A 23,627-nucleotide genomic window follows, 5' to 3' on the forward strand; every position below is an offset into this window, starting at 1 on the left:
CGCTCACCCCGATCCGGACACCATTCGGTGTCAGACACCGAATCCCCGGCTCGCCTCCCGTGTGACAACTGTCCTCTCCGACGCACCGTCGGTCGGGGCGTCGGCTCCGAAGAGATGGTGAGCGTCACTTCGGAGCCGACCGGGTCACCACACGCCCAACGACTGGAGCCACCCACGTGAACACCGAGGCGACGAGCACGAACCCGTCGTTCATCACACGACTCGCAACCGGTGCTGCCCGGCGCTGGCAGGTCACGCTCGCCTTCTTCATCGTCGTCGTGCTCGCCGGCGGGTACTCCTACGGGTTCGGGCTCGACCGGGAGGGCTTTCCACCGATCAACACGCCGATCTCGATCGTGACCGGCACGTACTTCGTCGACGACATCGACCGCGTCGACGCCGACGTGGCGCAGCCCCTCGCCGAGGCGTTCGCCGGCGTGGCCGACGTGTCATCGGTCGAGTCCCAGGCTCTCGAGAGTTCGTTCGTGGTCGTCGTCGAGTTCGACGACTCGATCGGATCCGAGGAGGGAACGCAGCGTCTCGTCGATCTCGGCGTGGACTTCCCGCCGGAGGTCGCCGACGCCCTCACCCTCGACTACCGCGCCGTGAACGCCGCGAAGTTCGTCAACGAGTACGACGTGCTCGTGTCGGTCATCGGCCCGGCCGACGCCACTGCGGCCGACCTCCAGGCGCAGGCGGTGACGCTCGCGGATGCGCTCCAGGCCGACCCCGACGTGGAGGCCGCCGACGTACGCGACCTGATCACCGACTCGCTCGACCCCGCCACCGGCGAGACCGAGGTGCGAACGACCCGCTTCACCCGCGTCGTCGTCGACGACACCGGCTATCAGGAAGCGATCTCGATCGGACTCGTACGCGACGACGCGTCAGACCTGGACGTGCTCGACTTCAGCGACCTCGTCCAGGACCGGATCTCCGAAGCCAACGCTCCGCTCGACGACGGATACCGCGCCGAGATCACCGCCGACTTCGCCGTCGGAGTCGACCGTCAGATCACCTCGCTCACCAGCAACCTCCTCACCGGGCTGATCGCGGTGGCGATCGTCAGCTTGATCCTCATCGGATGGCGCGTCGCCGTGATCACCGCCGGATTCATGGGTCTCGTGATGGTCGGAGCACTCGTGGGCCTCTGGGCCATCGGCTTCACGCTCAACACGATCACACTGTTCGGGCTGATCCTGACGCTCGGCCTGCTGGTGGACGACGCGATCGTCATCTCCGAATCGCTCGACGCCAACCGGAACAACCCCGACCCGGCGGCGGTCGACGGCGATCCGTCCGACGAAGGCGTCGACACCTCGGTCGGCGTGATCAAGCGGGCGATCGACCGGGTCGGAAGTGCGTCGTTCGCCGGGACGCTCACCACGATCGTCGTGTTCAGCCCGATGCTGTTCATCGGAGGCATCCTCGGAGAATTCATCCGACCGATTCCGACGACGGTGATGATCACGCTGCTGCTGTCGTTCCTGTTCTCGATCGTGTTCATCCCGACGGTCGCCCGGGTGTTCATCCTGCGGGGATCGGGCACACCGAATCCGATCGTGCGGGCCGAGCAGGCCCTGGCCCGAGCGATGGGTCGACTCGCCGGCTACCCGTCGGGCAACGGGCTGAAGGGCGTTCTCGTCGGGACCTGCTCGGCACTGCTCGCAGTGGTCTCGATCGGTGCCGGCGTGGTCACGGCGGGTGGACTGGGCTTCAGCATCTTCCCGGCGGGCAAGGACGCGACGGGCATGTCGGCGGTGGTGGAGTTCCCACCCGGCACCTCGATCGAGAACGCACAGGCGATCGCGACCGAGATCGACGACATCGTGATCGACGTGCTCGGACCCGAGCTCGAACGCTCCCAATACGTGCGCGGCAACGAACGCACGGTCGAGACGTTCATCGACCTCACCCCGATCGACTCGCGGTCCACCACCGCCCCCGAGTTCGTCGAGCAGATCGAAGCGCGCGTCGCCACGGTCGACGGGGCGCGAGTGACGGTCGGGATCACCGAGAACGGTCCACCGGTGGTGGAGTTCCCGTTCGCAGCCCAGATCAGAGTCGACGACGACACCGTCGATGCAGGTCAGGCGCTCGCCGAACGACTCCGCGACGACCTGATCGGCCGCGAGATCACCACCGGCGGAGACACCGTCAGGATCACCAACGCGATCATCGAGACCGACGGCGAGGTGTACCGCGTCGACGGTCAACGGGTGCTGGAGGTGCGCGCTCAGTACGACGAGGACAACGGCATCTCGGGAATCCTGAACGAGACCGAGGCGTACGTGGCGGAGGCGTTCGGTGAGGCGTCACTCCAGTCCGCCGGCCTGCCCACCGATGCGCTGAGTTTCGACTTCGGCCTGGAGTCCGACAACCAGGAGGACTTCGCAGCGCTCGGAGCGGCGGGTCTCGTCGCTCTGCTGCTCATGCTCGCGCTGATCACGATCCAGTTCCGTTCGCTGGCCCAGTCGCTGTTGATCTTCCTCGCCGTTCCGTTCAGCTTCTTCGGCGTGTTCACGGCGCTGTCGGCGACCGGCAATCCCCTCAGCTTCCTCGCCGTGGTCGGATTCATCGCACTGATCGGTGTGGCGGTCAACAACACGATTCTGCTCGTCGACGCAGCGAACCAGGAACGGCGCGTCGGCGCCACGGCGAGCGAGGCGATCCAGTCGGCGGTCACGTCGCGCTTCCGGCCGCTCCTGGCGACCACACTCACCACGGTGGTCGGCCTCCTGCCGTTGTCGATCAGCGACCCGTTCTGGGAATCGCTCGGCTTCACGCTGATGGGCGGCTTGATCAGCTCGACGTTCCTCGTGCTGCTCAGCTTCCCGGCGTTCTACCTCGCGCTGGAATCGGTTCGTACACCGGTCCGCAACGCCGTGCGCCGCCGTCGTGGGCGCCCGGAGACCGCCTGAACGCAGCCGGGCGCACCATCCGCGCGGTCGCTCGACACTCAGGCTGCGGTGGTCCAGATGCGGGCCCGCACGACGGTGCCGTCGCGTTCCAGGACGGTCCCGACCGGGAACGATGCGCACACCTCGGCAACCAGTGCGACGTGCTCGTCGACCATCGCATCGAGCATTTCGTCGACATCGACGTCCGGACCAGCGGACCCGTCGTCGGCCTCGGTGGCTCCACGGAACAGATCGACCCATCCCGTCGTGTCCAACCAGTCGGCCACGGTGTCGCGCAGGTCGGTCTCGGACAGGTGGGGGCGGTCGACGACCATTGCGGTCGTGGTGGCCCTGCGGCTCGCCATCGCCCGCCAGCCCCTGCCGCAACCGCATCGCCGGGGCCCGGAACACCGGGCGACCTCGAGCAGCACGAGTTCGCCCTCGACGGCGTGTGCGTCATCGCTCCGGGCGCTTCCCTGCAGTTCGTCGGTGGCGACGAGGACTCTCATGTCTGGCTCCATTCGATCGGTCATCGGTACACGCACCATCCAAGCGAAGGGGTACTCCAGGGTTTCGACACGGGGTGGTCCCCGCCACCACTCGCATCCCGGATCGGAGCCGGACCCGCATTGACGACCCGGACCGACCCCGGAATCGGGTTCCGTCGGGGACGCGGATCGGTATCGTCGACACATGGGACTGTTGAACGCACGCAACCTGCGCCGGGCCAAGCAACTGCTCGACAAGAACCGCCACAAGGTGGGCGACGTCGTGGAGAAGGCGGGCACGCAACTCGACAAGGTCAGCAAGGGAAGGACGTCGAACGTGACGGCCAAGGCGTCCGACGCGGCGAGGAAGTACTCGTCGTCCGGCGTCACGCACCACGGGGTCTCGTCGCCCGCCCCCGATCTCACGCCGCACGGTGACCCGCTGTCGGCCGAGGAGGCGAAACTACGTCAGGCGCAGGCCACGACGGGTGCAGCGAATGCGGTGTCGGGCGTGGCGAACGCACTGACGAACCTCATGAACAAGGCCGCAGCGAAGGCCGAGGGCACCAATGCGTCGAAGGACGCGGCGACAGGCACCGGTCCGGCCGAGGCGACGTCGAGCGACGACCCCCCGACCGACCGGTACGACCGCGGCTGACGCCGGTGGCGCGTCCAGCGCCGGACGATCGACCCGCGATCAGGCGTGTGCGGCGTGTTCCACCCGGCCGTCGGCGTGGCGGGCGAACCGGGTGTCGTCGTGGCCGTGCGTCGGGTCCGGCGAGTCCCACGGCCAGCCGCCGAACTGGGTCGCCCGGTAGTCGCTGAACGCCTGGCGGATCTCGTCGTCGGTGTTCATCACGAAGGGCCCCTGCTGAGCGACCGGCTCACCGATCGGGCGACCCTGCATCACGAGCATCTCGGTCGGGCCGGCCGACGTGATCCTCAGCTCGCGCGTCGCGTCGACGACGGCGCCGGTGGAACCGCCGATGTCCTCGCCGTCGATGCCGATGCCGTCACCCTCGAACACGTAGAGCACCCGCGCGACGCCCTCGCCCGCCGCAGGCATCGTCCACGACGAACCGGAGTCGAACGTGACGTGCCACAGCGCCACGTCGGCGTCCGGTCGTGAGGCATACGACGCCGGAGGCGGTGACGGCGGCACCTCGTCGGCCAACCGACCGGCGATCACCGTGACGGTCACCGCCGGCTCGTCGGGGCCGGTGGTGACGACGTGGCGCGGGATGTCGTGGTCCCACAACATCGTGAAGTGGGCGTCGACCATCTTGTCGGCGGCCGGCAGGTTCATCCAGATCTGGAACAGTTCGACGGTGTTCGGGGCGTCGGTGTCGAGCAGCGGGAACATCTCGGCGTGCTGGATTCCGCCGCCGGTGGTGAGCCACTGCACGTCGCCCCGGCCGTAGCGGGCGGTCGCGCCGAGTGAGTCGGCGTGGTCGATGAGGCCCTGGCGGACGAACGTGATCGTCTCGAAGCCCCGGTGCGGATGCTGCGGGAAGCCGGGCACGTGCGAACCGTGGTACATCCTCCAGCCGCCACCCTCCTCGTCGCTGCGCGGGTCGAAGTCGTTGCCGATCGAGCGGCCGGCGAGTGACGCATTCGGTCCGAGTTCGCCGTCGCCGGCGGGGTAGTGGTCGAGGTGGTGGACGCAGAACAGGAAGGGGTCGATGGTCGGCCACTGGAAACCGAGGGGAACGGTCTGGAGCACGGCGGAGTCGGCTGGAGCGGAGTGGGCGGTCATGCGACCATCGTACCGACCGTCGAAGATTGCGCGCGCAACAAAATCCTCGGAGGCGGCATCGACGCTCGACCCGGCGCGGACCCGGGCGGCGCCGCGACGGACACGGGGGAATTCGTCCCAGCCCGCCGGCCGGAACGATCTCACGTCCGCCGGATCAGGAGATCCCGCGGGTGGCGGCGGCGTCCTCGTCGTGCACGAACCAACTGGCGATCGCCGCAGGCAGCATCACCAGTCCCATGGCGAGGAACCCCCACTGGTAGGCGGGCAGTCGGTCGATCGCAGGAGCGCCGTCGCCTCCCACCGCCGTGACCTTGGCCGCGATCACCGAGGCGGCGAGTGCGACACCGCCGGCGAACGCGATCTGACGCTGGGTGTTGAACATCGACGTCGCACGAGCGGTCTCCGCGTTCGAGATCGATGCGTACACTGCGGTCTGGATCGACACGAACACCATGCCGACCGCGGCACCGCGGAGGAACGACCCGGCCGCGATCAACCCGAGCGGCGTGTCGAGGTCGGCGAGCGCGAAGCCGCCGGTGGACACCGCAGTGGCCGCCGAACCGACGATCATCAGACGACGTGGACCGACCACTCGGTACACCCGTTTGCCGAGCAGGTTCGAGAAGAGGAACACGGCGACCGCCTGGGGTGCCTGGACCAGACCTGATTGGGTGGCACTGAACCCTCGCAGCGTCTGCATGTACAACGGCAGGACGAAGATCCATCCGAAGAAGCCGGCGTAGACCATGGCCGACGCGATGTTGACCTGACGGAACAACCGATCGCCGAACAGGCGCAGTCGCAACATCGGCTCGTCGATGCGCAGTTCGACGATCAGGAGGAGGACGATCGCGACGGCGCCGGCGACGCCCGTCGAGATCGTCGACACGGAGAGCCATCCGTTCTCCGGTCCGGTCGACAGGGTGTAGATGAGCAGCGACACGCCGCTCGCCGAGAGCAGCAGGCCGCGCAGGTCGAAGCGTGTCCCGGTCTCCTGTCGTTCCTCGCGGAGCCAGAGTGCGGCGAGGGTCAGACCGACCGCGCCGACGGGCAGGTTGACGAAGAAGATCCATCGCCACGACACGTTGTCGACGAGAATCCCGCCGAGCACCGGACCGATCGCCGGCCCGACGATCGCCACGCTGAGCACGCCGACGGTGGCGGTGGAGCGTTCCGCGAGCGGGAACGCCCGGAAGAGCATGGCGCTGCCGATGGGGGTGATCAACCCGGCTCCGAGACCCTGCAGGACGCGGGCGGCGATGAGCAGAGGGAGGCTCGGTGCCGCGCCGCACAGGACCGACGCGACCACGAACACGGCGAGTGCGATGACGAACATCCGCTTCGTCCCGAACCGGTCACCGAGCCATCCGGCGGCCGGAATCGACGCAGCGAGTGCGAGGAGATACGCGATCGCGATGAACTCGATGTCGGTGGACGAGACGCCGAACTCCTCGGCCAACGTGGGGAGCGCCACGTTCACGATCGTCCCGTCGATGATCGTCATGAACAGCCCGACGATGTAGACCACCATCACCCGGTACTTGTACTCCATCGCCAGCGAAGCTAGCCGTGGGTCCTCCGTGGTCGCCCATCCGCCGGTCCGGTCGTGATCGTCTGGCAACCTGGGGCCGTGGTGGTCCTGCGGTCTGCGACGGTCGACGACTCGGCGTTTCTCCGCGAGATGCTGGCGGTGGCCGCCGACTGGCGCCCCGAGGCGGCGGCGCGGTCAGGCGACGAGATCGTGCGTGATCCGGCGGTCGCCCACTACGTCGTGGGATGGCCGCGGAGCGGGGACTTCGGCGTCGTCGCACACGACGACGACGTCCCGGTCGGGGCGGCGTGGTGCCGCTTCTTCGACGCAGGGTCCCACGGCTACGGCTTCGTCTCGGCGGACGTGCCCGAACTGACGATCGGTGTGGTCGCAGGTCGACGGGGTGAAGGCATCGGCCGGGTCCTGTTGACCGGATTGATCGACGAGGCACGGCAGCGAGGCGTCGCGTCGATCAGCCTGAGCGTCGAAGCGGACAACCCCGCCGTCGCCCTCTACCTCGATGTCGGTTTCGTCGAGGTGTCCCGTGTCGCCGACTCACCCACCATGGTCCTGGACTGTCGGACGGCGTGAACGGCACCCACCGGACCACGCCCGCCGGCGACACGCGGAACACGCGGTGCCGACGCAGTGCGAGGAGTCGAATCGATCGGGGCAGGCCATCCTGTCCGGATGGATCGGTCGGACCAACGCGGTGAACGTGGCGTCGCTGCGCGCACCGCCGCGGCGACGGCGATCCTCGAACACGACCGGCTGAACTACCCCGCCTCGCTGCCCATCACCGAGCGTCGCCAGGAACTGCTCGACGTCATCCGTGACCACCAGGTCGTGATCGTCGCCGGTGAGACCGGGTCGGGCAAGAGCACGCAGATCCCGAAGATGTGCATCGAGGCGGGTCGCGGCGTCGCCGGCGTGATCGGCCACACCCAGCCTCGCCGTGTCGCGGCTCGCACGATCGCCGAGAGGGTCGCCGACGAACTGACGACGAAGATCGGCGACGACGTCGGCTATTCGGTCCGCTTCAGCGACAACATCGATGACGGCACGCTGATCCGGGTGATGACCGACGGCATCCTGCTCGCCGAGATCCAGCGAGACCGGATGCTCAGCCGCTACGACACGCTGATCATCGACGAAGCGCACGAGCGCAGCCTGAACATCGACTTCATCCTCGGCTATCTCAAGCAGTTGCTGCCGAAGCGGCCCGACCTCAAGGTCATCATCACCTCCGCCACGATCGACACCGACCGGTTCGCCTCCCACTTCGCGGCGCTCGATCCGGAGAACGGCGACGGCGAACCGGTGCCCGCTCCCATCATCTCGGTGTCAGGCCGCACCTTCCCCGTCGAGGTCCGCTACGCGCCGTACGGCGAGGACGACGCGCCCGACCCCGACGACGATCGCGAACGGGCGCCGCGTCCCGCCCGCACCGGCGCACGCGACCAGCGCAACCAGGTCGACGCGATCGTCGACGCGTGCGGCGAACTCGCGGAGGAGGGCGACGGCGACATCCTCGTGTTCCTGTCCGGTGAGCGCGAGATCCTCGACACCGCCGATGCGCTCAAGGCGGCGTCGAACCAGCACCGGACGTTGCGCGGCGTCGACGTGCTCCCGCTCTACGCCCGTCTGTCCTCGGCAGAACAGCAGCGCGTGTGGCAGCCCCACCGGGGTCGTCGCATCGTGCTCGCCACCAACGTCGCCGAGACGTCGATCACCGTGCCCGGCGTCCGTTACGTCGTCGACGCGGGCACCGCTCGCATCTCGCGCTACTCGCGGCGACTGAAGGTGCAGCGCCTCCCCATCGAGGAGGTGTCCCAGGCATCGGCCAACCAGCGTGCCGGTCGCTGCGGACGCGTCGCTGCGGGCATCTGCATCCGCCTCTACTCCGAGGAGAACTTCGCAGCACGGCCCGACTTCACCGAGCCCGAGATCCTGCGGACCAACCTCGCCTCGGTCATCCTGCAGATGGCGAACATCGGCCTCGGCGACCTCGCCCGTTTCCCCTTCGTGGAGGCCCCGGACCACCGTTCGATCCGTGACGGCGAAGCCCTGCTCGAGGAACTCGGTGCGATCTCGATCGCCGACCGCAAACGCGACGGCGTCCACCTCACCAAGCTCGGCCGCAAGCTCGCACGCATCCCGGCAGACCCTCGCCTCGCGCGCATGTTGATCGAGGCCGACGACCGCAACTGCGTTCGCGAAGTCCTGGTGATCGTGGCCGCTCTGTCGATGCAGGACGTGCGCGAGCGGCCCGCAGAGAAGAAGGAGAAGGCGAACGAGTTCTACAACCGGTTCAAGGTCAAGGGCTCCGACCTGCTGTCGATCGTGGCGCTGTGGGACCACCTGCGGGTGAAGCAGCGCGAACTGTCGGGTAATGCGTTCCGGCGGATGTGCCGTGAGGAGTTCATCCACTACCTGCGGGTGCGCGAGTGGGTCGACCTCCACCGCCAACTCAAGCGGGTCGCCGCTGACATGGGCATCAAGGTCGGGACCGACACGGGTCACCCCGATCACGTCCACCAGGCGCTGCTCGCCGGCCTGCTCAGCCACATCGGCACCTACGACCGCCGCACCCGCACCTACCAGGGCGCCCGTCAGGCGCAGTTCGTGATCGGGTCGGGGTCGGCGCTCGGGCGCAAACCGGTCGACTGGGTCATGGCGGCCGAACTCGTCGAGACCAACCAGATCTACGCGCGTCGTGTCGCCGAGATCGACCCCCGCTGGGCCGAGAAGGCCGGCGCCCACCTGGTCAAGAAGTCGTACGGCGACCAACGGTGGGATCCGAAGGCCGGCCGAGCCGTGGTCACCGAATCGGTCACCCTGTTCGGGATGCCCCTGGTGACCGATCGCGTGATCGGCCTCGACCGTGTCGATCCGTCCGCCGCTCGCGCCTGGTTCATCACCAAGGCCTTCGTCGAACGACCCGAACCCCGTCGCTCTGGTTCAGAGCAGGAACGACGGGGTCCGGTGGCGGCGAGTTCGGGTGACCAGGTCGCCGCTGCATGGCGCGGTCGTCAGAAGTTCCTCGCTCACAACGACGAGGTGCTCGACGGACTCACCGCACTCGGCGACCGGACCCGCGGCGTGGAACACATCGACGACGACGCGCTGTTCGCGTTCTACGACGCCCGCCTCGGTGCCGATGTCACGAGCGCGCAGCACTTCGACCGGTGGTGGAAGCGTGAGCGGGCGAAGAACGGTCGTCTGCTCGACATCACCGGCGACGTGATCCGCGACCTCGTCGGGGGTGGCCGCGGCGGCCACGACCGGTTCCCGGACGTGTGGTTGCAGGGCGACATCGAACTGCCGTTGACCTACCGCTACGCGCCCGGCCAACCGCTCGACGGCGTCACGATCCATCTCCCCCTGAACGGGCTCAACCAGATCACCGACGAGGGCTTCGACTGGCAGGTGGAAGGCCACCGCGACGCCGTCGTGGAGCAGTTGATGAGGTCGTTGCCCAAGGCGATCCGCCGCGAACTGATCCCGTTCGCCGAGACCGTCGACGCGGTGCTCGACCGCCTCGGGCCACCCGCCGGTCGCCTGGTCGACCGGCTCGCCCTCGTCACGTCCGAGGTGTCGGGGATCGCGATCGGGCCCGACGCCTTCGATCCCTCGGTGCTCGATGCTCACCTGCGGTTGAACATCGTGGTGTCGTCGGATGGGGGAGAGGTGCACGACGTGGGGACCGACCTCACCGCGATCAAGTCCCGCCTCGTCGGATCGGTACGCGACTCGATCGCTGCTGCGGCGCCCATCGAGGAGCGCCGCGGCATCACGAAGTGGGACGCCGAACTCGGTGACATCCCCAAGGTCGTGTCCTCGACCGACCGTGCGATGGACGTGCAGGCCTATCCCACGCTGCTCGACGTCGGCGCCAGTGTGTCGCTGCGCGTCGTCACCACACCCGAACTGCAGGAGCGCGCCATGCGCGGTGGGGTGCGGCGACTGCTGCTGCTCGACGGAGCGCCGACTCGGGCGTCGATCGAGCGGCTCGTCACGAACGCGGGCCGACTCGCTCTCGGCCGCGCCGACATCGGAGTCTCGACACTGGTCGACGACTGCATCGCCGCCGCCGTGGACCAGATCCTCACCGAACACGGCGCGTTGCCGTGGACGCTCGCGGAGTTCGCCGACCTGCGCGCCGAGGTGAAGGCGAAGGCGTCGAACCGTGCGGGCACGGCGCTGGGTGGAGCCGTCCAGGTGGTGGCGGCGGCAGCGGGAGCGAACGAACATCTCGCCCGCCTCCGGGCGCCGGCGCTCGACGACTCGGTCACCGACGCCAACCTCCACCTCGGTCGACTCGTGCGGCCGGGCTTCGTCAGCGTGTACGGGATCGACCGCCTCGCCGACATCGAGCGCTACGTGCGAGGTATCCGGTACCGACTGGAGCATCTCGCGGGCAACGGCCAGCGCGACCTCTCGCGGATCTCCGAGGTCGTGCCGTTGGAGAACCGCTTCGCCGCGTTCGTCGACCGCGTCCCCGCCGGCGAGATGACCTCCGACGCCGCTGCGATCCGCTGGCTGCTCGAGGAGCTCCGTCTCCAGGTGTTCGCCCAGCCGGTCGGCACGAAGACCTCGGTCAGCGTCAAGAAGCTGAGTCAACGCCTCGCCGCCGTCGGCGCCTGACCCGGGGTGGTGTGGCAGGGGTCTGACCCACTCCACACCACCCACTCGACCCACGACCCGGGGTGGTGTGGCAGGGGTCTGACCCACTCCACACCACCCACTCGACCCACACACGTGGGTGTCGGCGTGCCTGCTGGTGTGAGACACCCGCAGGGACGCGAAGATCACCCGATGGCGTCATCGGACGAACGTGAACTCGACTCGCTGACCGATCGAACGGTGGAGTTGCTGCAGACGATGATCCGCAACGAGTGCGTCAACGACGGCACCCGCGAGTCCGGTCACGAGACGCGCAACGCCGACGTGCTCGAGCAGGTCATCGCCGGGCCGTCGGTCGACATCGAACGATTCGAGCCGGTCCCGGGTCGTGCGTCGATCGTCGGCAGGATCACGGGCTCCGATCCTGATGCGGCGAGCCTGTGCCTCATGGGACACACCGACGTGGTCCCCGTCCATGCCGAGGGCTGGCGACACGACCCGTTCGGCGGGGAACTGATCCGTACCGCCGAGGGAGTCGACGAAGTGTGGGGCCGCGGCGCCGTCGACATGCTCAACCTGACGTCGTCGATGGCGGTCGCGTTCCGCGACCTGGCCGACGCCGCCGCCCGTGGCGCATTCCGGCCGAGGGGTGACCTGATCTTCTTCGGCGTGGCCGACGAGGAGTCGGGCAGCGCGCACGGTGCGCGGTGGATGGCCGACCACCACCCCGATGCGATCCGCGCCGAGTTCGTGCTCACCGAGAATGGCGGCCTGCACAGCGGCGGACCGAGCGAGGCCCCGTTCATCGGTGTCAACGTCGCGGAGAAGGGAGTGGCCTGGCGCAAGCTCACCGTGCGCGGTACGCCGGGACACGGGTCGATGCCGTTCCGGAAGGACAACGCGCTGGTGAAGGCCGCGGGCGTGGTGCAGCGCTTGGCCGAGTATCGGCCCACTCCTCGCTTCACCGAACTCTGGCGCACCCGGGTCGACACGCTCGAGCTCTCCGACGAGATGCGCGCTGCGTTGCTCGACGAATCGCTCATCGACGACCTGCTCGACGACCTCCCCAGCGTCCCCGCCGCAGCGCATCTCCACGCGTGCACGCACACGACCTTCTCGCCGAACCTGGTCGACGGCGGAGCGATGAAGACCAACGTCATCCCGGACCACGTCGTGGTGAACGTCGACATCCGCACCCTTCCCGGCGACGGTGCCGAGGAAGTGGACGCTCACCTCCGGGCAGCGCTCGGCGATCTCGCCGATCACGTCGAGGTCGAGATCATCATGAACGACCCGTCCTCGACGTCTCGCGTCGACACGCCGCTGTGGGATGCGCTCGCACGGGCGGTCAACGTCCCGTTCCCGACGGCCCGGCTGACCCCGCAACTCGTCGTCGGGTTCACCGATGCCCGGATCTACCGCGAGATGGGAGCCGTGGCCTACGGGGCCGGACTGTTCAGCCCTGGGCTCGATGCCGGCGAGTTCGGCTCCCGCTTCCACGGTCACGACGAGCGCATCGACGTCGAATCCCTCGCCCTCACCACGCAACTGTGGTCGCATGTCTGTCGGGACGTGCTGGCCTGACCGTCCTCCAGGTGTCGGAGGTCAGACGGCTCGGTACCGACCCGGCTCGGCCTCGGTGGCGGCACCGTGGCGCAGCATGCGGGCGACGTGCATCTCCGCGCTGCGTCGTTCCACCGATTCGACGAAGGCCATCTCCACATGGGGGCGGTAGATGAACCGGTGCTCCACCATCTCCGCAATCGTGTGCGGTTCCGCGAGGAAGGCGAGCATCGCATCGTGGCGGCGGCCGATGACGGCATGGAAACCGTCGAGCAACTCGACGAAGGTGCCCCGTCCCTCGATCACGCCCTTGTGGTGGAAGGTGACGTAGAACGCGGCGTCCTCGTCACGCACCTTGACCAGACTCTCCTCGAAGTCGTCGAGGTCGCTCCAGACGTCGCCGTAGTACGGGCCGAACCCGGTGAGGTCGATGTCGGAGAGGAAGAACACGTCGCCGATCCGGAAGCCCGAATGCCCGCGAGTGTGGCCCGGCAGGTGGACCGCCTCGACCCGTGTTCCCCCGCCGAGATCGAAGACGTGGCCGTCGGTGAAGCCGTGGGCGTCGGGTCGAGGCGTGTAGTGGAACTCGTCGAGAACCGTCCGCTCGAACTCGGTGCGGGCGGGCCCGTCGAGTCCGTACACCGCCATCAGTCCATCGATCGAGGCCACCCCGGGCAGGTCCGCCTCGTGGACGTGGAGACGCGCGTCGGCGAAGAGTCCGTTGCCCGCCATGTGGTCCTCGTGACCGTGGCTGTTGATCACGGCATCGACCGGGGCCGGAGCCCCGCCACGGGCCACGACGTCGATCGACGGGTCGATCAGCACCGTCTCGCCGGCGCCGCTCACGAGAAGTGAGTTCCCCGAGGGGTAGCCGCCTCGGTTCGCACCACACAGCACGCTCACGCTGTCGGTCAGCTTGCGTTCGTCGGTGCCCCAGTCTGCGATCACGGCTGCGACCCTATGCGTGCAGGTTCGTGCCCGGCACGAACCTGCGCGTGCTCAACCGTTCGCAGGCTTGAGATCGAGCGAGGCCGAGTTCATGCAGAAGCGATCGCCGGTCGGGCCGGGTCCGTCGGGGAACACGTGGCCGAGGTGTGCGCCGCAGTTGGCGCACACCGCCTCGGTGCGGATCATGCCGTGCGACGAGTCCTGCTTCAGGGTGACGCGATCCGGGTCGATCGCCTCGGTGAACGACGGCCAGCCCGAACCCGAGTCGTACTTGGTGTCGGACTCGAACAGGGCGACGTCGCACACGATGCAGTGGTACACGCCGGGGTCCTTCGTGTCGTGGTACGCACCCGAGAACGCACGCTCGGTGCCTGCCCGCTGGGTCACCTCGTACTGCTCGGGGGTGAGTCGCTCACGGAGTTCGGCGTCGGTCGGGGCCTGTGCATCGGTGGTCATGCCCACATGCTGCCCGATCGGAGTCCGCCCCACACGCACCAGACCCGTCGACGACCCGCTGTTTCGGGCTTGTTCTGCGCCGCGTTCTCGTCTGGCTCCGACCCGGTTCGTACGATCGCTCCGTGACGGTGACCCCTCGCACCCACGCGTTCGTGGCATCTGGAGCCGCGGTCGTCGTGGCGGCACTCGTCGGCGCATCGTGCAGTTCGTCGGCGACGGACTCGGCGGCGGGCGGATCGGCGTCGACGGGCCTGTCGGAGTCGGGCGACGGTCCGTCTCCCGGTGACGCACCGGTGGAGACCACCGCACGGCCGCCGGTGTACGTCCATCCGGAACCACCCGAGGTGCCCGACGGCGCCAACGTCGAGGCGAGCGCGGCGATCGACAGGATCACGGCGGGGATCAACGCCGGGGCTCTCGATCCGACCGCCGTGGCCGACCTGGCCGCCTCGGGTGATGCACGCCACGCGTGGTTCGTGTCCGATCTGCTGCGCTTCTTCCAGGGCGACGACGACGTGCCACTCGTCGAGTCCTTCGAGACGATGACGGGCATCTCGATCGCCGACGATCCGGAGTTGTCGCGCAGCCCTTGGTCGAGCGTGACCAACCACCTCATCGCGTGGGACACGCCGGACTACGACGGCTACCGCGAGGACAAGGCCGTGATCTACGAGCAACTCGAACCCCGCTGGGCGCCCTTCTTCGACGATGTGGACGCCGACATCGACTGGCGGTACGTGAGTTGGGGCGGCGTGCGCATCGACGATCGCCCGCTCGGCGACCCCGAAGGGTGCCCGAGCGGGTGCATCCCGGCACTCGACGATCCCGCCACGACGGACGCATCCGGAGGCGACTGGTACCCGGACGATCGGATCGTGTTCGGGATCGTCGTGAACGGTGAGTCCGTCGCGATCCCGCTCAACATCGCCGAGATCCACGAGATGTTCAACCTCACCCTGGGCGGCCGCCGTCTGGCGGTGCCGTACTGCACGCTGTGCGGGTCGGCCCAGGCGTACTTCACCGACCAGGCCGACGGATCACCGACCCCGGGCGCCGACGAGGTGCCGATCGGGCGCACCTCGGGTCTGCTCAGCCGGTCGAACAAGGTGATGTACGACCTGGTGTCGTTGTCGGTGTTCGACACGTTCACCGGCGCCGCGGTGTCGGGCCCGCTCCAGGACGCTGGTGTGGTGCTGCAGGAGACCACCGTCGTGCGTTCGACGTGGGCGGAGTGGAAGCGGGAGCATCCCGACACCCGCATCGTGGCGGAGGACGGCGGGATCGGCCGGAGCTACGAACTCGATCCACTCGGTGGTCGCGACGACGACGGGCCGATCTTCCCGATCGGTGACGTCGATCCGCGCCTCGACGTCCAGGAGTTCGTCGTCGGCGTGCTGCTCGACGACGGCACGGCGCTCGCATTCCCGTCCGACGAGGCGACCGCTGCCTTCGACGCAGGCGCCACGGTGGAACTCGGAGGCGTCGAGTTGCGACGCTCGGGTGACGGTGTCGTCGCAATCGACGTGGCGTCGGGCGACGAGGTCACCGCCCACGAAGCGTTCTGGTTCGCATGGAGCCAGTTCCACCCGGACACGCTCCTCTGGCGACTCTGACCCGATCGGCCGCATCGGGTGCGACCCGGTCCGGACGTCGGCGTCGATGCGGCTCAGTCCTGGGTCTCGGCCTGACCCGTCTGCTGGAGGAAGGTCAGTGAATCGAAGGTGTCGACGCGTCGGGTCACGAACGGGCCGCGCACCGTGAGCCACATCACACCCGGGATCTCCACATCCGCGTCCCCGTACCGGGCGCGGAAGCGGTAGCGCACGACCACGTCGGTCACCGCATCACGTCGTTGCTCGACCAGGTCCACGACCTCGTAACTCCGGTCCAGGAAGGCGCCGAGGAAGTGCGGGAGCCGTCGGCGGTACTCCTCGCGTCCGATGCAGTCGGAACCCAGGGCGCTCTGGTTCTCGTTGCAGAAGCTGTCGGAGACGAGTTCGGCGATGGCGTCGGGGTCGTTGCCCGCCAACGCCTGGACATACGACGTCGCGACGTCGATCGGATTCGCCATGCCAGGAACGTAAAGCGTCGCTCCGGATGCCACCAATTGCGGCGCCACACGTCACGTCCGCCGCAAGGACGCGACGACCCGACCAGGGACTCAGCCGAGCAGTGCGTCGAGTGCTGCGTCGGCGTGCGCCATGTCGGCTCGGTCGTGGTGCTCGAGGCGCGTCAGGTACGTGATCGCCACGTACCCGTCCTCCACCAACTGCGCGTCGGTGCCGTCCTCGAGGTCGAGCTTCTCGCCCCACTGCATCGTGACCTTGTAGGCCTCGGTCTTGCCCGGGATGGGGGAGAGTTCGGCCGTTGCGACGGTGCGCGGCGGACGCATGCCGACCTCGGCGTGACGCCACCCCTGGAACTCGTCGACCGGCAGGTCGGGAACGTTGACGTTGACCACGACGGTCTCGGACGGCATCTCGTCGACCATCGACTGGACGACCGCCTGGGCGACCGTGGCGGCCGCTTCCCAGTGGAGGTCCTTGATCATCTCGTCCCAGGCCTGGCCCTCGACGCTGAAGCCCTTCACGGCCTGGCTGACGGCCACGCCCGAGACGTTGCCGTTCCGCCCGGTGAGGCAGGCGCCGATCGTGCCCGAGTGGTAGACGGCACGCCCGACGTTGGCGCCGGGGTTGATCCCCGAGACGATCAGGTCGAACGGCTCGCCGAACGCACCGAGGCGAGCGAACATGACGCACAGGCCGGGCGGGCCGTTGACGGTCCAGGTCTCGGCCTCGCAGTCGGGGATCCGTGACCGGTGCACTTCGGGTTGGATCAGGTGGAGGGCACCGAGAGCGGCGCCCGCGCCGGAGAATTCGCGGTCGGGTGCGGCCACGACGACCTCGTGGTCGCCGTCCAGATCGCACATCGCACGCACGAGCACGTGGAGTCCGATCGAGTCGATGCCGTCGTCGTTGGTCACCAGGATGCGCATCGGAGCATCCTGCCAGCCACATGTGCGACCGACTCCCTCGGACACCCGATGTTCACCCGACCTCTGTTGATCCGTCCGGGACGAAACAACAGAGGTCGGGTCAGAGGTCGAGTTGGAGCAGGACCATGGTGCGCCAGGAGTCGAACGTGAAGCCGATGTCGGGCATGCGGCCGACCTCGACGAATCCGCGTCGGACGTGGAATGCGATCGATCGTTCGTTGAACGCATCGATCGTGGCGATCATCCGCCGCAGACCGCCGGCTCGCGCGCGGTCGCACAGTTCGTCCATCAGCGCGTCAGCGGCGCCGGTGCCACGCGCCGAGTCGGCGAGGTACACGGAGTGCTCGCACACGAAGCGGAACCCCTCACGAAGCGTGCTGTCCCGGAAGTCGCCGTAGGAGGCCACGCCCACGACGGTTGCGTCGACCTCCGCCACGATGACCGGTCGGCCGGCCGTCGATCGGTCCCGCCACCACTGTCGTCGTTCCTCGACGGTGTGCAGCACCTCGGTCCACTCGGCGTCCCCGGCGGGAATGGCCTGGTTGAAGATGTCGGTGATCGACCCCAGGTCGGCCTCGGTCGCATCACGGATCTGCACGCGCTCAGTCTGGCCGACCTGCGGGGCGAACCGACCCGACGGGCCGCTCGCAAGGTTCACGGTCGGGTCGTGACGGTCGCGTCAGGTGGTGTTGGGGACCAGTTCGACCGGGCGGCGTTGGGCGGTGCGCGTGAACAGGGCGATCCCGGCGATGACCAGCGCCATGCCGCCGACCTGGACGAGCCGGACCTGCTCGTCGAGGATCACGAATGCGAAGACCACGGCGAGCGCCGGTTGTGCGACCTGCATCACCGTGATCGTGGCCATGGGGAGGTGCTGCTGGGCGAACGCGATGCAACCGTGAGCGACCATGCCGGTCAGGAGAGCGAGCACGACGACGATGAACCAGCCACGGCGGGTCATGTCGTGGACGATCCCGTCACCGGCCAGCAGCAGCGCCATGGGGACGGTGGTGATCAGGCCGGTCGGCATCATGCACGCCATGAACGAGATCGTGTCGACACCGGCTGCCCGCGCACGCTTGGTGAAGATCAGGTAGGCCGTCCACGAGCACAGGACGCACAGCATGATGAGGTCGCCATCGACCGTTGCCGAGCCCTTCGCCGGTCCGAAGAACAACACGATCGCCACACCGACGAGCGAGATCCCCCCGAATCGGAGCGCTGACCAGTTCGGGCGTTCGCCGAAGATCAGCGCACCCGCCGGCACGATCGTGAGGGGCGTGAGCGTGGCGATGAACTCGACGTGGGCGATGCTCGTGCGTGTCACCGCCGTGAACAGCAACGAGATGTTCATGCCGAAGCACAAACCGGCCGGCGCGACGAGCCTCCACGTGCGTCGACTCGGCCAGTCGATGCCACCGACGGTGCCGCGTGCCCGGCGGCGGGCGACGATCAGCGTGATCCACCACGTCCCGACCGAGATCCACATCCGCCAGAAGGCGAGGACCACCCCGGTCACGCCTGTCCACTTGACGATCGGCGTGGACAGCGAGAACGCGATGATCGCGGCGGACATCGCAATCAGCCCGACGGGTGCTCCGGTCCGCTCGTCTGCCGACGTCACGGACGCCGGTGGTCCGTCGAGATCCGACTGGGCCGCCATGGCGCCCGATGGTAACGATGCGCCGACCGTGCGGCGTCAGGTGACGGTCACCCGTGGCCGACGACGACCTGTCAGAGGCCGGGCAGGGAGAGCCAGGCGGTGGCTGCGGTCGCATCGCCCTTCACGTCGAGATCGTGTGCGTCGGTGCGGCCCATCATGGCCAGCAGGAGAGCCTGGGCCGGGCCGCGCAGGGCGACGTCGCCCTTGCGGTGCACGGCCTCCATCCGGTACTGGCCGCCGTCGCCCCACACGATCCACTCGCCGGTTCCGTCGGGCAGATCGTCGTCGGTGCAGTGCACGTGCAGGCTCACGTCCGGCGCGGGAGTCGACTCCCGGAGCAGCGCTCGGGGCAACAGCATCTCGAAGAACTCGGCCAGCCCGGTCAGGGCGTGGAGCGGGTCGATGTCGGACGATCCGTCGACCGCGACCTCGGCGTCCCACCGGTGGACCATCGCCTCCATCGCCTGGCGGCGCGACCACACCCACGCCTTCTGCTCGGCGGGGAACGGGTGCCACGTCTCGGCGTCGGGAGACGTGGCGGCCAGGACATCGACGAGGATCCCGGCGCCGAGCCGCATCCAGGCTCCGAGTTCCTCACCCGACGCGTCGACGGCAGGCCGCGGGATCGCGATTCCCGTCGGGTCGACTCCGTCCTGGAGTGCGTGGGTGGCCCATCGCTGCACGCTGCCGGTGTGGACGACGAGCTTGCGCAGGTCCCACCCCGGGCACGCAGCGATCGGTGCCGTGAGCTCGCCACGCTCGGCGCACGCAGCGATGCGGGCCGAATCGTCGTGGATCGCTTCGAGACACGAATCGAGGTTCATCAGGCGCGACGGTAGCCTTTTCACCATGAGCCCTCTCGAAGCACTCGCCGGAGAATCCGACACGGCCGCTGCCAGTGAGCCGATCATCACGATCACGCCCGAAGCGATCGAGAACCTGATCGAGATGCGTGACGACGAGGTCGACGGGGATCAACTGGGCCTGCGCCTCGCGATCGCGTCGAAGCCGGGCGAGGACTTCCGCTACGACCTCTCGTTCGAGGAGTTCCTGAAGGCTGCGTTCACCGACGAGGTCCGGACGCACGACGGGATGAAGGTGATCATTCCCGGTGACGACGTCGAGATGCTCACCGGCGCGACGCTCGACCATACGTCCACGCAGGGCCTCGTGATCCGCAACCCGAACAAGCCGGCGGCACCGAACATCGAGGGGCTCGTCAACGACGACGCCCTCTCGGCCGAGGTCGAGACGCTCGTGGCATCCGAGGTGAACCCGGCGCTGGCGGCCCACGGTGGCTTCGTCACCTACGTCGGTCACGACGGCGAGGGCACCGCCTACATGACGATGGGCGGCGGCTGCCACGGTTGCTCGATGAGCAAGATGACCATGCTCGACGGCGTGCAGACGATGTTGAGCGATGCCATCGACGGCATCGACAAGGTCAAGGACCTCACCGACCACTCGTCGGGCGAGAACCCCTTCTACTCCTGACCCGAACCGCTCCTGATCCAGCGTCGCGTCAGCTCACGCGGCGACCGAGAGCACCGAGAGTGCGTCTCACCCGGCGACCGTGTCGATCCCGACGAGGTCGCGTCCCGGCGTCTCGGGCATCGGCACGATGCGGCGCCCGGTGCGCAGTGGGAGCGACGACGCGGTGACGAGCAGGCCGCCGGCGACGACGATCCACCAGATCTTGTCGAACGCGGCGAGTGCTCCGGCGAGCCCGCCGGGATCAGCCAGGAGGGCGATGGTGATCGCGACGCCGAAGGTTCCGCCGAACTGGCGCACGGCCTGCAGGGCGGCGCCACCCACGCCGATCCGGTTCGCGGGCAGTGCCTGGGCGACGACGCTCGACAACTGCGGGATGCAGAACGCGACGCCGATGCCGGTGAGGACCATCGACGGGAAGTAGTCGACCCAGTAGTCGACGTCGGGGCCGAGCAGGACCACGCGCCACACCCCACCTGCGGCGTAGAGCAGGCCGCCGGCGACGATGATCGGTCGCTGGCCGATCGTGCCGGCGAGTCGGCCCGTTCGAGGTGCCAGCAGGGCGACGAGAGCGGGCCCGGGAGCGATCCCGATGCCGGCCTTCAGGATCGACCACTCCCAGACGCTCGTGAGGAAGAGGATCGACCCGAAGAACATCGCCGAGAAGGCCACGCCGAACACGAGCATCGCGATGTTGCCCCATCGGAAGTTGCCGATGCCGAACAGGTCGAGGTCGAGCACCGGGGCGCGGCTCGCGCGTTGGTGCACCACGAACACCACCAGGGCCGCGAGCCCGACCGCCAGGGCACCGATCGTCGGCGCGGACAGCCATCCGTTGGTGTCGGAGTCGACGAAGCCGTAGGAGAGCGCGCTCGCGGCGACGATGATCAGCACGACACCGAGCGGTGCGGGGATCCGTGTCCGGGGATCCGACGACTCGCGCAACGTCCGCGCTCCGGCGATGACCGTGAACAGGCCGATCGGGAGGTTGATGAAGAACGCCCAGCGCCAGTCGAGGTGCTCGACGATCGTCGCGCCGAGCGTCGGACCCAGGGCGCCGGCCACACCGCCCGCTGCTCCCCAGATGGCCACGGCGTGTGGCACCTTCTCGCTCGGAACAGCTCGCATGACCAACGCGAGCGACGACGGGATCAACATGGCGGCGCCCGCCGCCTGGAGGATGCGGAATGCGACGAGGACCTCGATCGTGGGTGCCAGGCCGCATGCCATCGATGCGATCGTGAAGGCGGCCGATCCGGTGAGGAAGGTCCGACGGTGCCCGAGACGGTCGGCGATCTTGCCGGCCGGGATCAGCAACGCCGCGAACACGATCGTGTACGCGTTGAGCACCCACGACAGCGTCGACGGCGAGGCGGAGTCGAACGTCGAGGAGATGTCGGGGAACGCCACGAACAGGATCGTCGTGTCGAGGAACGTCGCGAGGGACGCGAGCGAGGCGATTGCCAACGTCAGGCGACCGTGGCGTCCGGACGCGGCTGGGACGGCGGTGATCACGGGTCCGTGCGACGACATGTGCTGATCGTCGCACAGTGAGTTGCATCATGCAATGTAGTCGGACGTGACGTCGGGCGCAGGCGGTCGGCGCCGCGTGTGCGTCAGCGGCGGGCGATGCGCCGGAGTGGTGGTTCGGTTCGAGGCGGCTGCTTGCGCGGCGGGAGTTCGCCGAGCACCCGTGTCGTGATCGCCGTGATCTCCGCCACCGCTCGCTCGAAGGCCTCCTCGGTCGCGGCCGAGGTCTTCTGCACGCCGGTGATCTTGCGCACGTACTGACGTGCACCCGCCTCGATCTCGACGTCGGTCGCCGCAGGCTCGAGTCCGCGCAGGGTGGTGATGTTGCGACACATCAGACGGTGCTCCCGTCGGCCAGCAGGTCGTGGGTGTCCGGGTGCTGCTGCACGTAGGCGGCGGCGTACGGGCAGACCGGGCGGATCGTCTGGCCGTTGGTCCGCACCGAGTCGATGACACCGGCCATCAGCGCAGCGGCGAAACCCTGGCCCCGATGGGCGGGGTCGGTCTCGACGTGTGGCACGGTCACCACGTTGCCCGACACGGAGTAGTCGGCCAGGCCGACGCGCTCGCCGGCCCGGCGGAGTTCGAATCGAGAGGCGTCGGGCACGTCGACGACCGCCAGATCGTCGCGGTTCGAGTCGCCCGGAGCGGTGTTCGACCCACTCGAGTCGTCGGGGTGCGGGTTCTGAAGGGAATCGGGTTCGGCCATGGGTCCAGCGTAGCGATCGGGTATGGTCGTTCTCAATGAGTGGGAACCACGCAGGTCACCAGCACGATCATCGGAGGGACGGGGCGCGCCTCGCCGTCGCGGCCGGGGCCAACACGCTCTTCGCCGTGGTGCAGATCGTGGTCGGTCTCGCGATCGGTTCCGTCGTGGTGCTCGCCGACGCCGCTCATCAGGCCGTCGACGCACTCGGTCTGATCACCGCGCTGATCGCCGTGCGCGTCGCTCGTCGTCCCGCCTCGCGCGACTGGTCGTACGGATTCGGCAAGGCCGACGCGCTCGGGGGCTTCGTGTCGGCACTCCTGCTCGCGGCGTCGGTCGGGTGGATCGTCATCGAATCGGTCCGGCGTCTGATCGAACCCGAGTCGGTCGAAGGGGGTGGGGTGATCGTCATCGGACTGATCGCCATCGCCGTGAACGGCGCAGGGGTCCTGCTCGTGGGTCATGGCCACGGTGACGAAGCGATTTCGTTGCGTGCCGCCCGGTTGCACTTGCTGACCGACCTCGCCGGATCGGTCGTGGTCGTGCTGGCCGGTGTGCTGCTCGTCACCACCGACGCGTCGTGGATCGACCCCGTCGCATCGCTGCTCGTCTCGGTCGCCGTGCTGTGGTCCACCTGGCACCTGATCCGCTCGGCGGTCGGCGTACTGCTCGATCGGTCACCCGCCGGGATGTCGGCCGCGGAACTCGACGAGTTGCTGGCATCGCACGACGACGTCGACGTCGCCCACCACGTCCACGTCCGCTCGTTGGGCGCCGGTCGCCACAGTGCGTCGGCCCACGTGGTCGTCCACGGCGAGACCACCGTCCACCGGTCCCAGGAGATCGTCGACGAACTCGGCACGCTCGTGCGAGACCGCTTCGGCGTCGAGCACGTCACGATCCAGATCGAGTGCGAGCACCACTGCGCCGACGGCGAGCAGGAACACGATCACGCCGGTCACGCCCACTGAGCA

The 23,627-nt window shown here is 68.4% G+C and carries 21 protein-coding genes; 8 read left to right on the top strand and 13 right to left on the bottom strand.

The annotated features are described in order from the left end of the window. The first annotated feature begins 176 nt into the window (after positions 1 to 176). Positions 177 to 2,921 (top strand): efflux RND transporter permease subunit, encoded by a 2,745-nt coding sequence (locus tag ABJK40_RS16405; RefSeq protein WP_348482372.1) that lies wholly within the window; start codon positions 177 to 179, stop codon positions 2,919 to 2,921. A 38-nt stretch (positions 2,922 to 2,959) separates the two neighbouring features. Here ABJK40_RS16405 and ABJK40_RS16410 read toward each other — a convergent pair whose 3' ends face one another. Beyond that, positions 2,960 to 3,409 (bottom strand): hypothetical protein, encoded by a 450-nt coding sequence (locus ABJK40_RS16410; protein WP_348482371.1) that lies wholly within the window; start codon positions 3,407 to 3,409, stop codon positions 2,960 to 2,962. Positions 3,410 to 3,593: 184 nt separating this feature from the next. Here ABJK40_RS16410 and ABJK40_RS16415 point away from each other — a divergent pair, with 184 nt between their 5' ends. Beyond that, positions 3,594 to 4,046: an antitoxin gene (locus ABJK40_RS16415; RefSeq protein ID WP_348482369.1), complete on the top strand. Its 453-nt coding sequence runs from the start codon at positions 3,594 to 3,596 to the stop codon at positions 4,044 to 4,046. Positions 4,047 to 4,085: 39 nt separating this feature from the next. Here the strand turns inward: ABJK40_RS16415 and ABJK40_RS16420 are convergent, their stop codons facing one another. Beyond that, the gene (locus ABJK40_RS16420) at positions 4,086 to 5,144 is read right to left on the bottom strand and encodes a pirin family protein (RefSeq protein ID WP_348482367.1); all 1,059 of its coding nucleotides are present in this window, start codon (positions 5,142 to 5,144) and stop codon (positions 4,086 to 4,088) included. Positions 5,145 to 5,298: 154 nt separating this feature from the next. After that, complete coding sequence (locus ABJK40_RS16425) at positions 5,299 to 6,696, bottom strand: DHA2 family efflux MFS transporter permease subunit (RefSeq protein ID WP_348482365.1); 1,398 nt, start codon at positions 6,694 to 6,696, stop codon at positions 5,299 to 5,301. 54 nt (positions 6,697 to 6,750) lie between these two features. Between ABJK40_RS16425 and ABJK40_RS16430 the strand changes: the two genes are divergently transcribed. The 3 genes from ABJK40_RS16430 to ABJK40_RS16440 all read left to right on the top strand — a co-directional run bounded on the left by ABJK40_RS16430 (position 6,751) and on the right by ABJK40_RS16440 (position 12,885). Further along, a complete protein-coding gene (locus ABJK40_RS16430; protein WP_348482363.1) occupies positions 6,751 to 7,266 on the top strand; it encodes a GNAT family N-acetyltransferase in 516 nt (171 codons plus the stop codon). A gap of 99 nt (positions 7,267 to 7,365) precedes the next feature. Beyond that, positions 7,366 to 11,322 carry an ATP-dependent RNA helicase HrpA gene (hrpA, locus tag ABJK40_RS16435; RefSeq protein WP_348482362.1) on the top strand — a complete coding sequence of 1,319 codons (3,957 nt, stop codon included), beginning with the start codon at positions 7,366 to 7,368 and terminating at the stop codon, positions 11,320 to 11,322. A 171-nt stretch (positions 11,323 to 11,493) separates the two neighbouring features. Next, positions 11,494 to 12,885, top strand: coding sequence for a M20/M25/M40 family metallo-hydrolase (locus tag ABJK40_RS16440; RefSeq protein ID WP_348482360.1), 1,392 nt, complete (start codon positions 11,494 to 11,496; stop codon positions 12,883 to 12,885). 21 nt (positions 12,886 to 12,906) lie between these two features. On the opposite strand, the gene ABJK40_RS16445 is transcribed toward ABJK40_RS16440, so the two are convergent. Both ABJK40_RS16445 and msrB read right to left on the bottom strand, forming a co-directional pair. After that, complete coding sequence (locus tag ABJK40_RS16445) at positions 12,907 to 13,812, bottom strand: MBL fold metallo-hydrolase (RefSeq protein WP_348482358.1); 906 nt, start codon at positions 13,810 to 13,812, stop codon at positions 12,907 to 12,909. Positions 13,813 to 13,863: 51 nt separating this feature from the next. After that, positions 13,864 to 14,268, bottom strand: a complete 405-nt coding sequence (gene msrB, locus ABJK40_RS16450) for a peptide-methionine (R)-S-oxide reductase MsrB (protein WP_348482357.1) — start codon at positions 14,266 to 14,268, stop codon at positions 13,864 to 13,866. A gap of 122 nt (positions 14,269 to 14,390) precedes the next feature. Here msrB and ABJK40_RS16455 point away from each other — a divergent pair, with 122 nt between their 5' ends. Then, positions 14,391 to 15,881 (top strand): DUF3179 domain-containing (seleno)protein, encoded by a 1,491-nt coding sequence (locus tag ABJK40_RS16455; protein ID WP_348482355.1) that lies wholly within the window; start codon positions 14,391 to 14,393, stop codon positions 15,879 to 15,881. 53 nt (positions 15,882 to 15,934) lie between these two features. Here the strand turns inward: ABJK40_RS16455 and ABJK40_RS16460 are convergent, their stop codons facing one another. From ABJK40_RS16460 to ABJK40_RS16480, 5 genes are all read right to left on the bottom strand, one after another. Beyond that, complete coding sequence (locus tag ABJK40_RS16460; RefSeq protein ID WP_348482353.1) at positions 15,935 to 16,339, bottom strand: nuclear transport factor 2 family protein; 405 nt, start codon at positions 16,337 to 16,339, stop codon at positions 15,935 to 15,937. A gap of 90 nt (positions 16,340 to 16,429) precedes the next feature. After that, the gene (surE, locus tag ABJK40_RS16465; protein ID WP_348482351.1) at positions 16,430 to 17,263 is read right to left on the bottom strand and encodes a 5'/3'-nucleotidase SurE; all 834 of its coding nucleotides are present in this window, start codon (positions 17,261 to 17,263) and stop codon (positions 16,430 to 16,432) included. 100 nt (positions 17,264 to 17,363) lie between these two features. Continuing rightward, positions 17,364 to 17,861: an N-acetyltransferase family protein gene (locus tag ABJK40_RS16470; RefSeq protein ID WP_348482349.1), complete on the bottom strand. Its 498-nt coding sequence runs from the start codon at positions 17,859 to 17,861 to the stop codon at positions 17,364 to 17,366. A gap of 81 nt (positions 17,862 to 17,942) precedes the next feature. After that, positions 17,943 to 18,926 (bottom strand): DMT family transporter, encoded by a 984-nt coding sequence (locus ABJK40_RS16475; protein ID WP_348482347.1) that lies wholly within the window; start codon positions 18,924 to 18,926, stop codon positions 17,943 to 17,945. A gap of 71 nt (positions 18,927 to 18,997) precedes the next feature. Continuing rightward, entirely contained in the window at positions 18,998 to 19,750 is a 753-nt protein-coding gene (locus ABJK40_RS16480) for a maleylpyruvate isomerase family mycothiol-dependent enzyme (RefSeq protein ID WP_348482345.1), read from the bottom strand. Positions 19,751 to 19,775: 25 nt separating this feature from the next. Between ABJK40_RS16480 and ABJK40_RS16485 the strand changes: the two genes are divergently transcribed. Further along, on the top strand, positions 19,776 to 20,420 hold the full coding sequence (locus tag ABJK40_RS16485; RefSeq protein WP_348482344.1) for a NifU family protein: 645 nt from the start codon (positions 19,776 to 19,778) through the stop codon (positions 20,418 to 20,420). A 66-nt stretch (positions 20,421 to 20,486) separates the two neighbouring features. Here the strand turns inward: ABJK40_RS16485 and ABJK40_RS16490 are convergent, their stop codons facing one another. The 3 genes from ABJK40_RS16490 to ABJK40_RS16500 form a co-directional block, all read right to left on the bottom strand. After that, positions 20,487 to 21,950 (bottom strand): DHA2 family efflux MFS transporter permease subunit, encoded by a 1,464-nt coding sequence (locus ABJK40_RS16490; protein WP_348482342.1) that lies wholly within the window; start codon positions 21,948 to 21,950, stop codon positions 20,487 to 20,489. Between the two features lie 83 nt (positions 21,951 to 22,033). Then, entirely contained in the window at positions 22,034 to 22,282 is a 249-nt protein-coding gene (locus tag ABJK40_RS16495; RefSeq protein ID WP_348482340.1) for a DUF2277 domain-containing protein, read from the bottom strand. Next, the gene (locus tag ABJK40_RS16500) at positions 22,282 to 22,656 is read right to left on the bottom strand and encodes a GNAT family N-acetyltransferase (protein WP_348482338.1); all 375 of its coding nucleotides are present in this window, start codon (positions 22,654 to 22,656) and stop codon (positions 22,282 to 22,284) included. The genes ABJK40_RS16495 and ABJK40_RS16500 overlap by 1 nt, the downstream gene beginning before the upstream one ends. A 35-nt stretch (positions 22,657 to 22,691) precedes the next feature. Here ABJK40_RS16500 and ABJK40_RS16505 point away from each other — a divergent pair, with 35 nt between their 5' ends. Then, a complete protein-coding gene (locus ABJK40_RS16505; RefSeq protein WP_348482336.1) occupies positions 22,692 to 23,624 on the top strand; it encodes a cation diffusion facilitator family transporter in 933 nt (310 codons plus the stop codon). Positions 23,625 to 23,627: the final 3 nt, after the last annotated feature.

The sequence above is a fragment of the Ilumatobacter sp. genome (assembly GCF_039969435.1).
Taxonomy (GTDB): domain Bacteria; phylum Actinomycetota; class Acidimicrobiia; order Acidimicrobiales; family Ilumatobacteraceae; genus Ilumatobacter_A.

Coding starts and splice junctions, on each gene's coding strand:
- ABJK40_RS16410 (WP_348482371.1), bottom strand. CDS start 3,409: ATGAGAGTCCTCGTCGCCACCGACGAACTGCAGGGAAGCGCCCGGAGC.
- ABJK40_RS16415 (WP_348482369.1), top strand. CDS start 3,594: ATGGGACTGTTGAACGCACGCAACCTGCGCCGGGCCAAGCAACTGCTC.
- ABJK40_RS16420 (WP_348482367.1), bottom strand. CDS start 5,144: ATGACCGCCCACTCCGCTCCAGCCGACTCCGCCGTGCTCCAGACCGTT.
- ABJK40_RS16425 (WP_348482365.1), bottom strand. CDS start 6,696: ATGGAGTACAAGTACCGGGTGATGGTGGTCTACATCGTCGGGCTGTTC.
- hrpA (WP_348482362.1), top strand. CDS start 7,366: ATGGATCGGTCGGACCAACGCGGTGAACGTGGCGTCGCTGCGCGCACC.
- ABJK40_RS16440 (WP_348482360.1), top strand. CDS start 11,494: ATGGCGTCATCGGACGAACGTGAACTCGACTCGCTGACCGATCGAACG.
- msrB (WP_348482357.1), bottom strand. CDS start 14,268: ATGACCACCGATGCACAGGCCCCGACCGACGCCGAACTCCGTGAGCGA.
- ABJK40_RS16460 (WP_348482353.1), bottom strand. CDS start 16,339: ATGGCGAATCCGATCGACGTCGCGACGTCGTATGTCCAGGCGTTGGCG.
- surE (WP_348482351.1), bottom strand. CDS start 17,263: ATGCGCATCCTGGTGACCAACGACGACGGCATCGACTCGATCGGACTC.
- ABJK40_RS16475 (WP_348482347.1), bottom strand. CDS start 18,926: ATGGCGGCCCAGTCGGATCTCGACGGACCACCGGCGTCCGTGACGTCG.
- ABJK40_RS16480 (WP_348482345.1), bottom strand. CDS start 19,750: ATGAACCTCGATTCGTGTCTCGAAGCGATCCACGACGATTCGGCCCGC.
- ABJK40_RS16485 (WP_348482344.1), top strand. CDS start 19,776: ATGAGCCCTCTCGAAGCACTCGCCGGAGAATCCGACACGGCCGCTGCC.
- ABJK40_RS16490 (WP_348482342.1), bottom strand. CDS start 21,950: ATGTCGTCGCACGGACCCGTGATCACCGCCGTCCCAGCCGCGTCCGGA.
- ABJK40_RS16495 (WP_348482340.1), bottom strand. CDS start 22,282: ATGTGTCGCAACATCACCACCCTGCGCGGACTCGAGCCTGCGGCGACC.
- ABJK40_RS16500 (WP_348482338.1), bottom strand. CDS start 22,656: ATGGCCGAACCCGATTCCCTTCAGAACCCGCACCCCGACGACTCGAGT.
- ABJK40_RS16505 (WP_348482336.1), top strand. CDS start 22,692: ATGAGTGGGAACCACGCAGGTCACCAGCACGATCATCGGAGGGACGGG.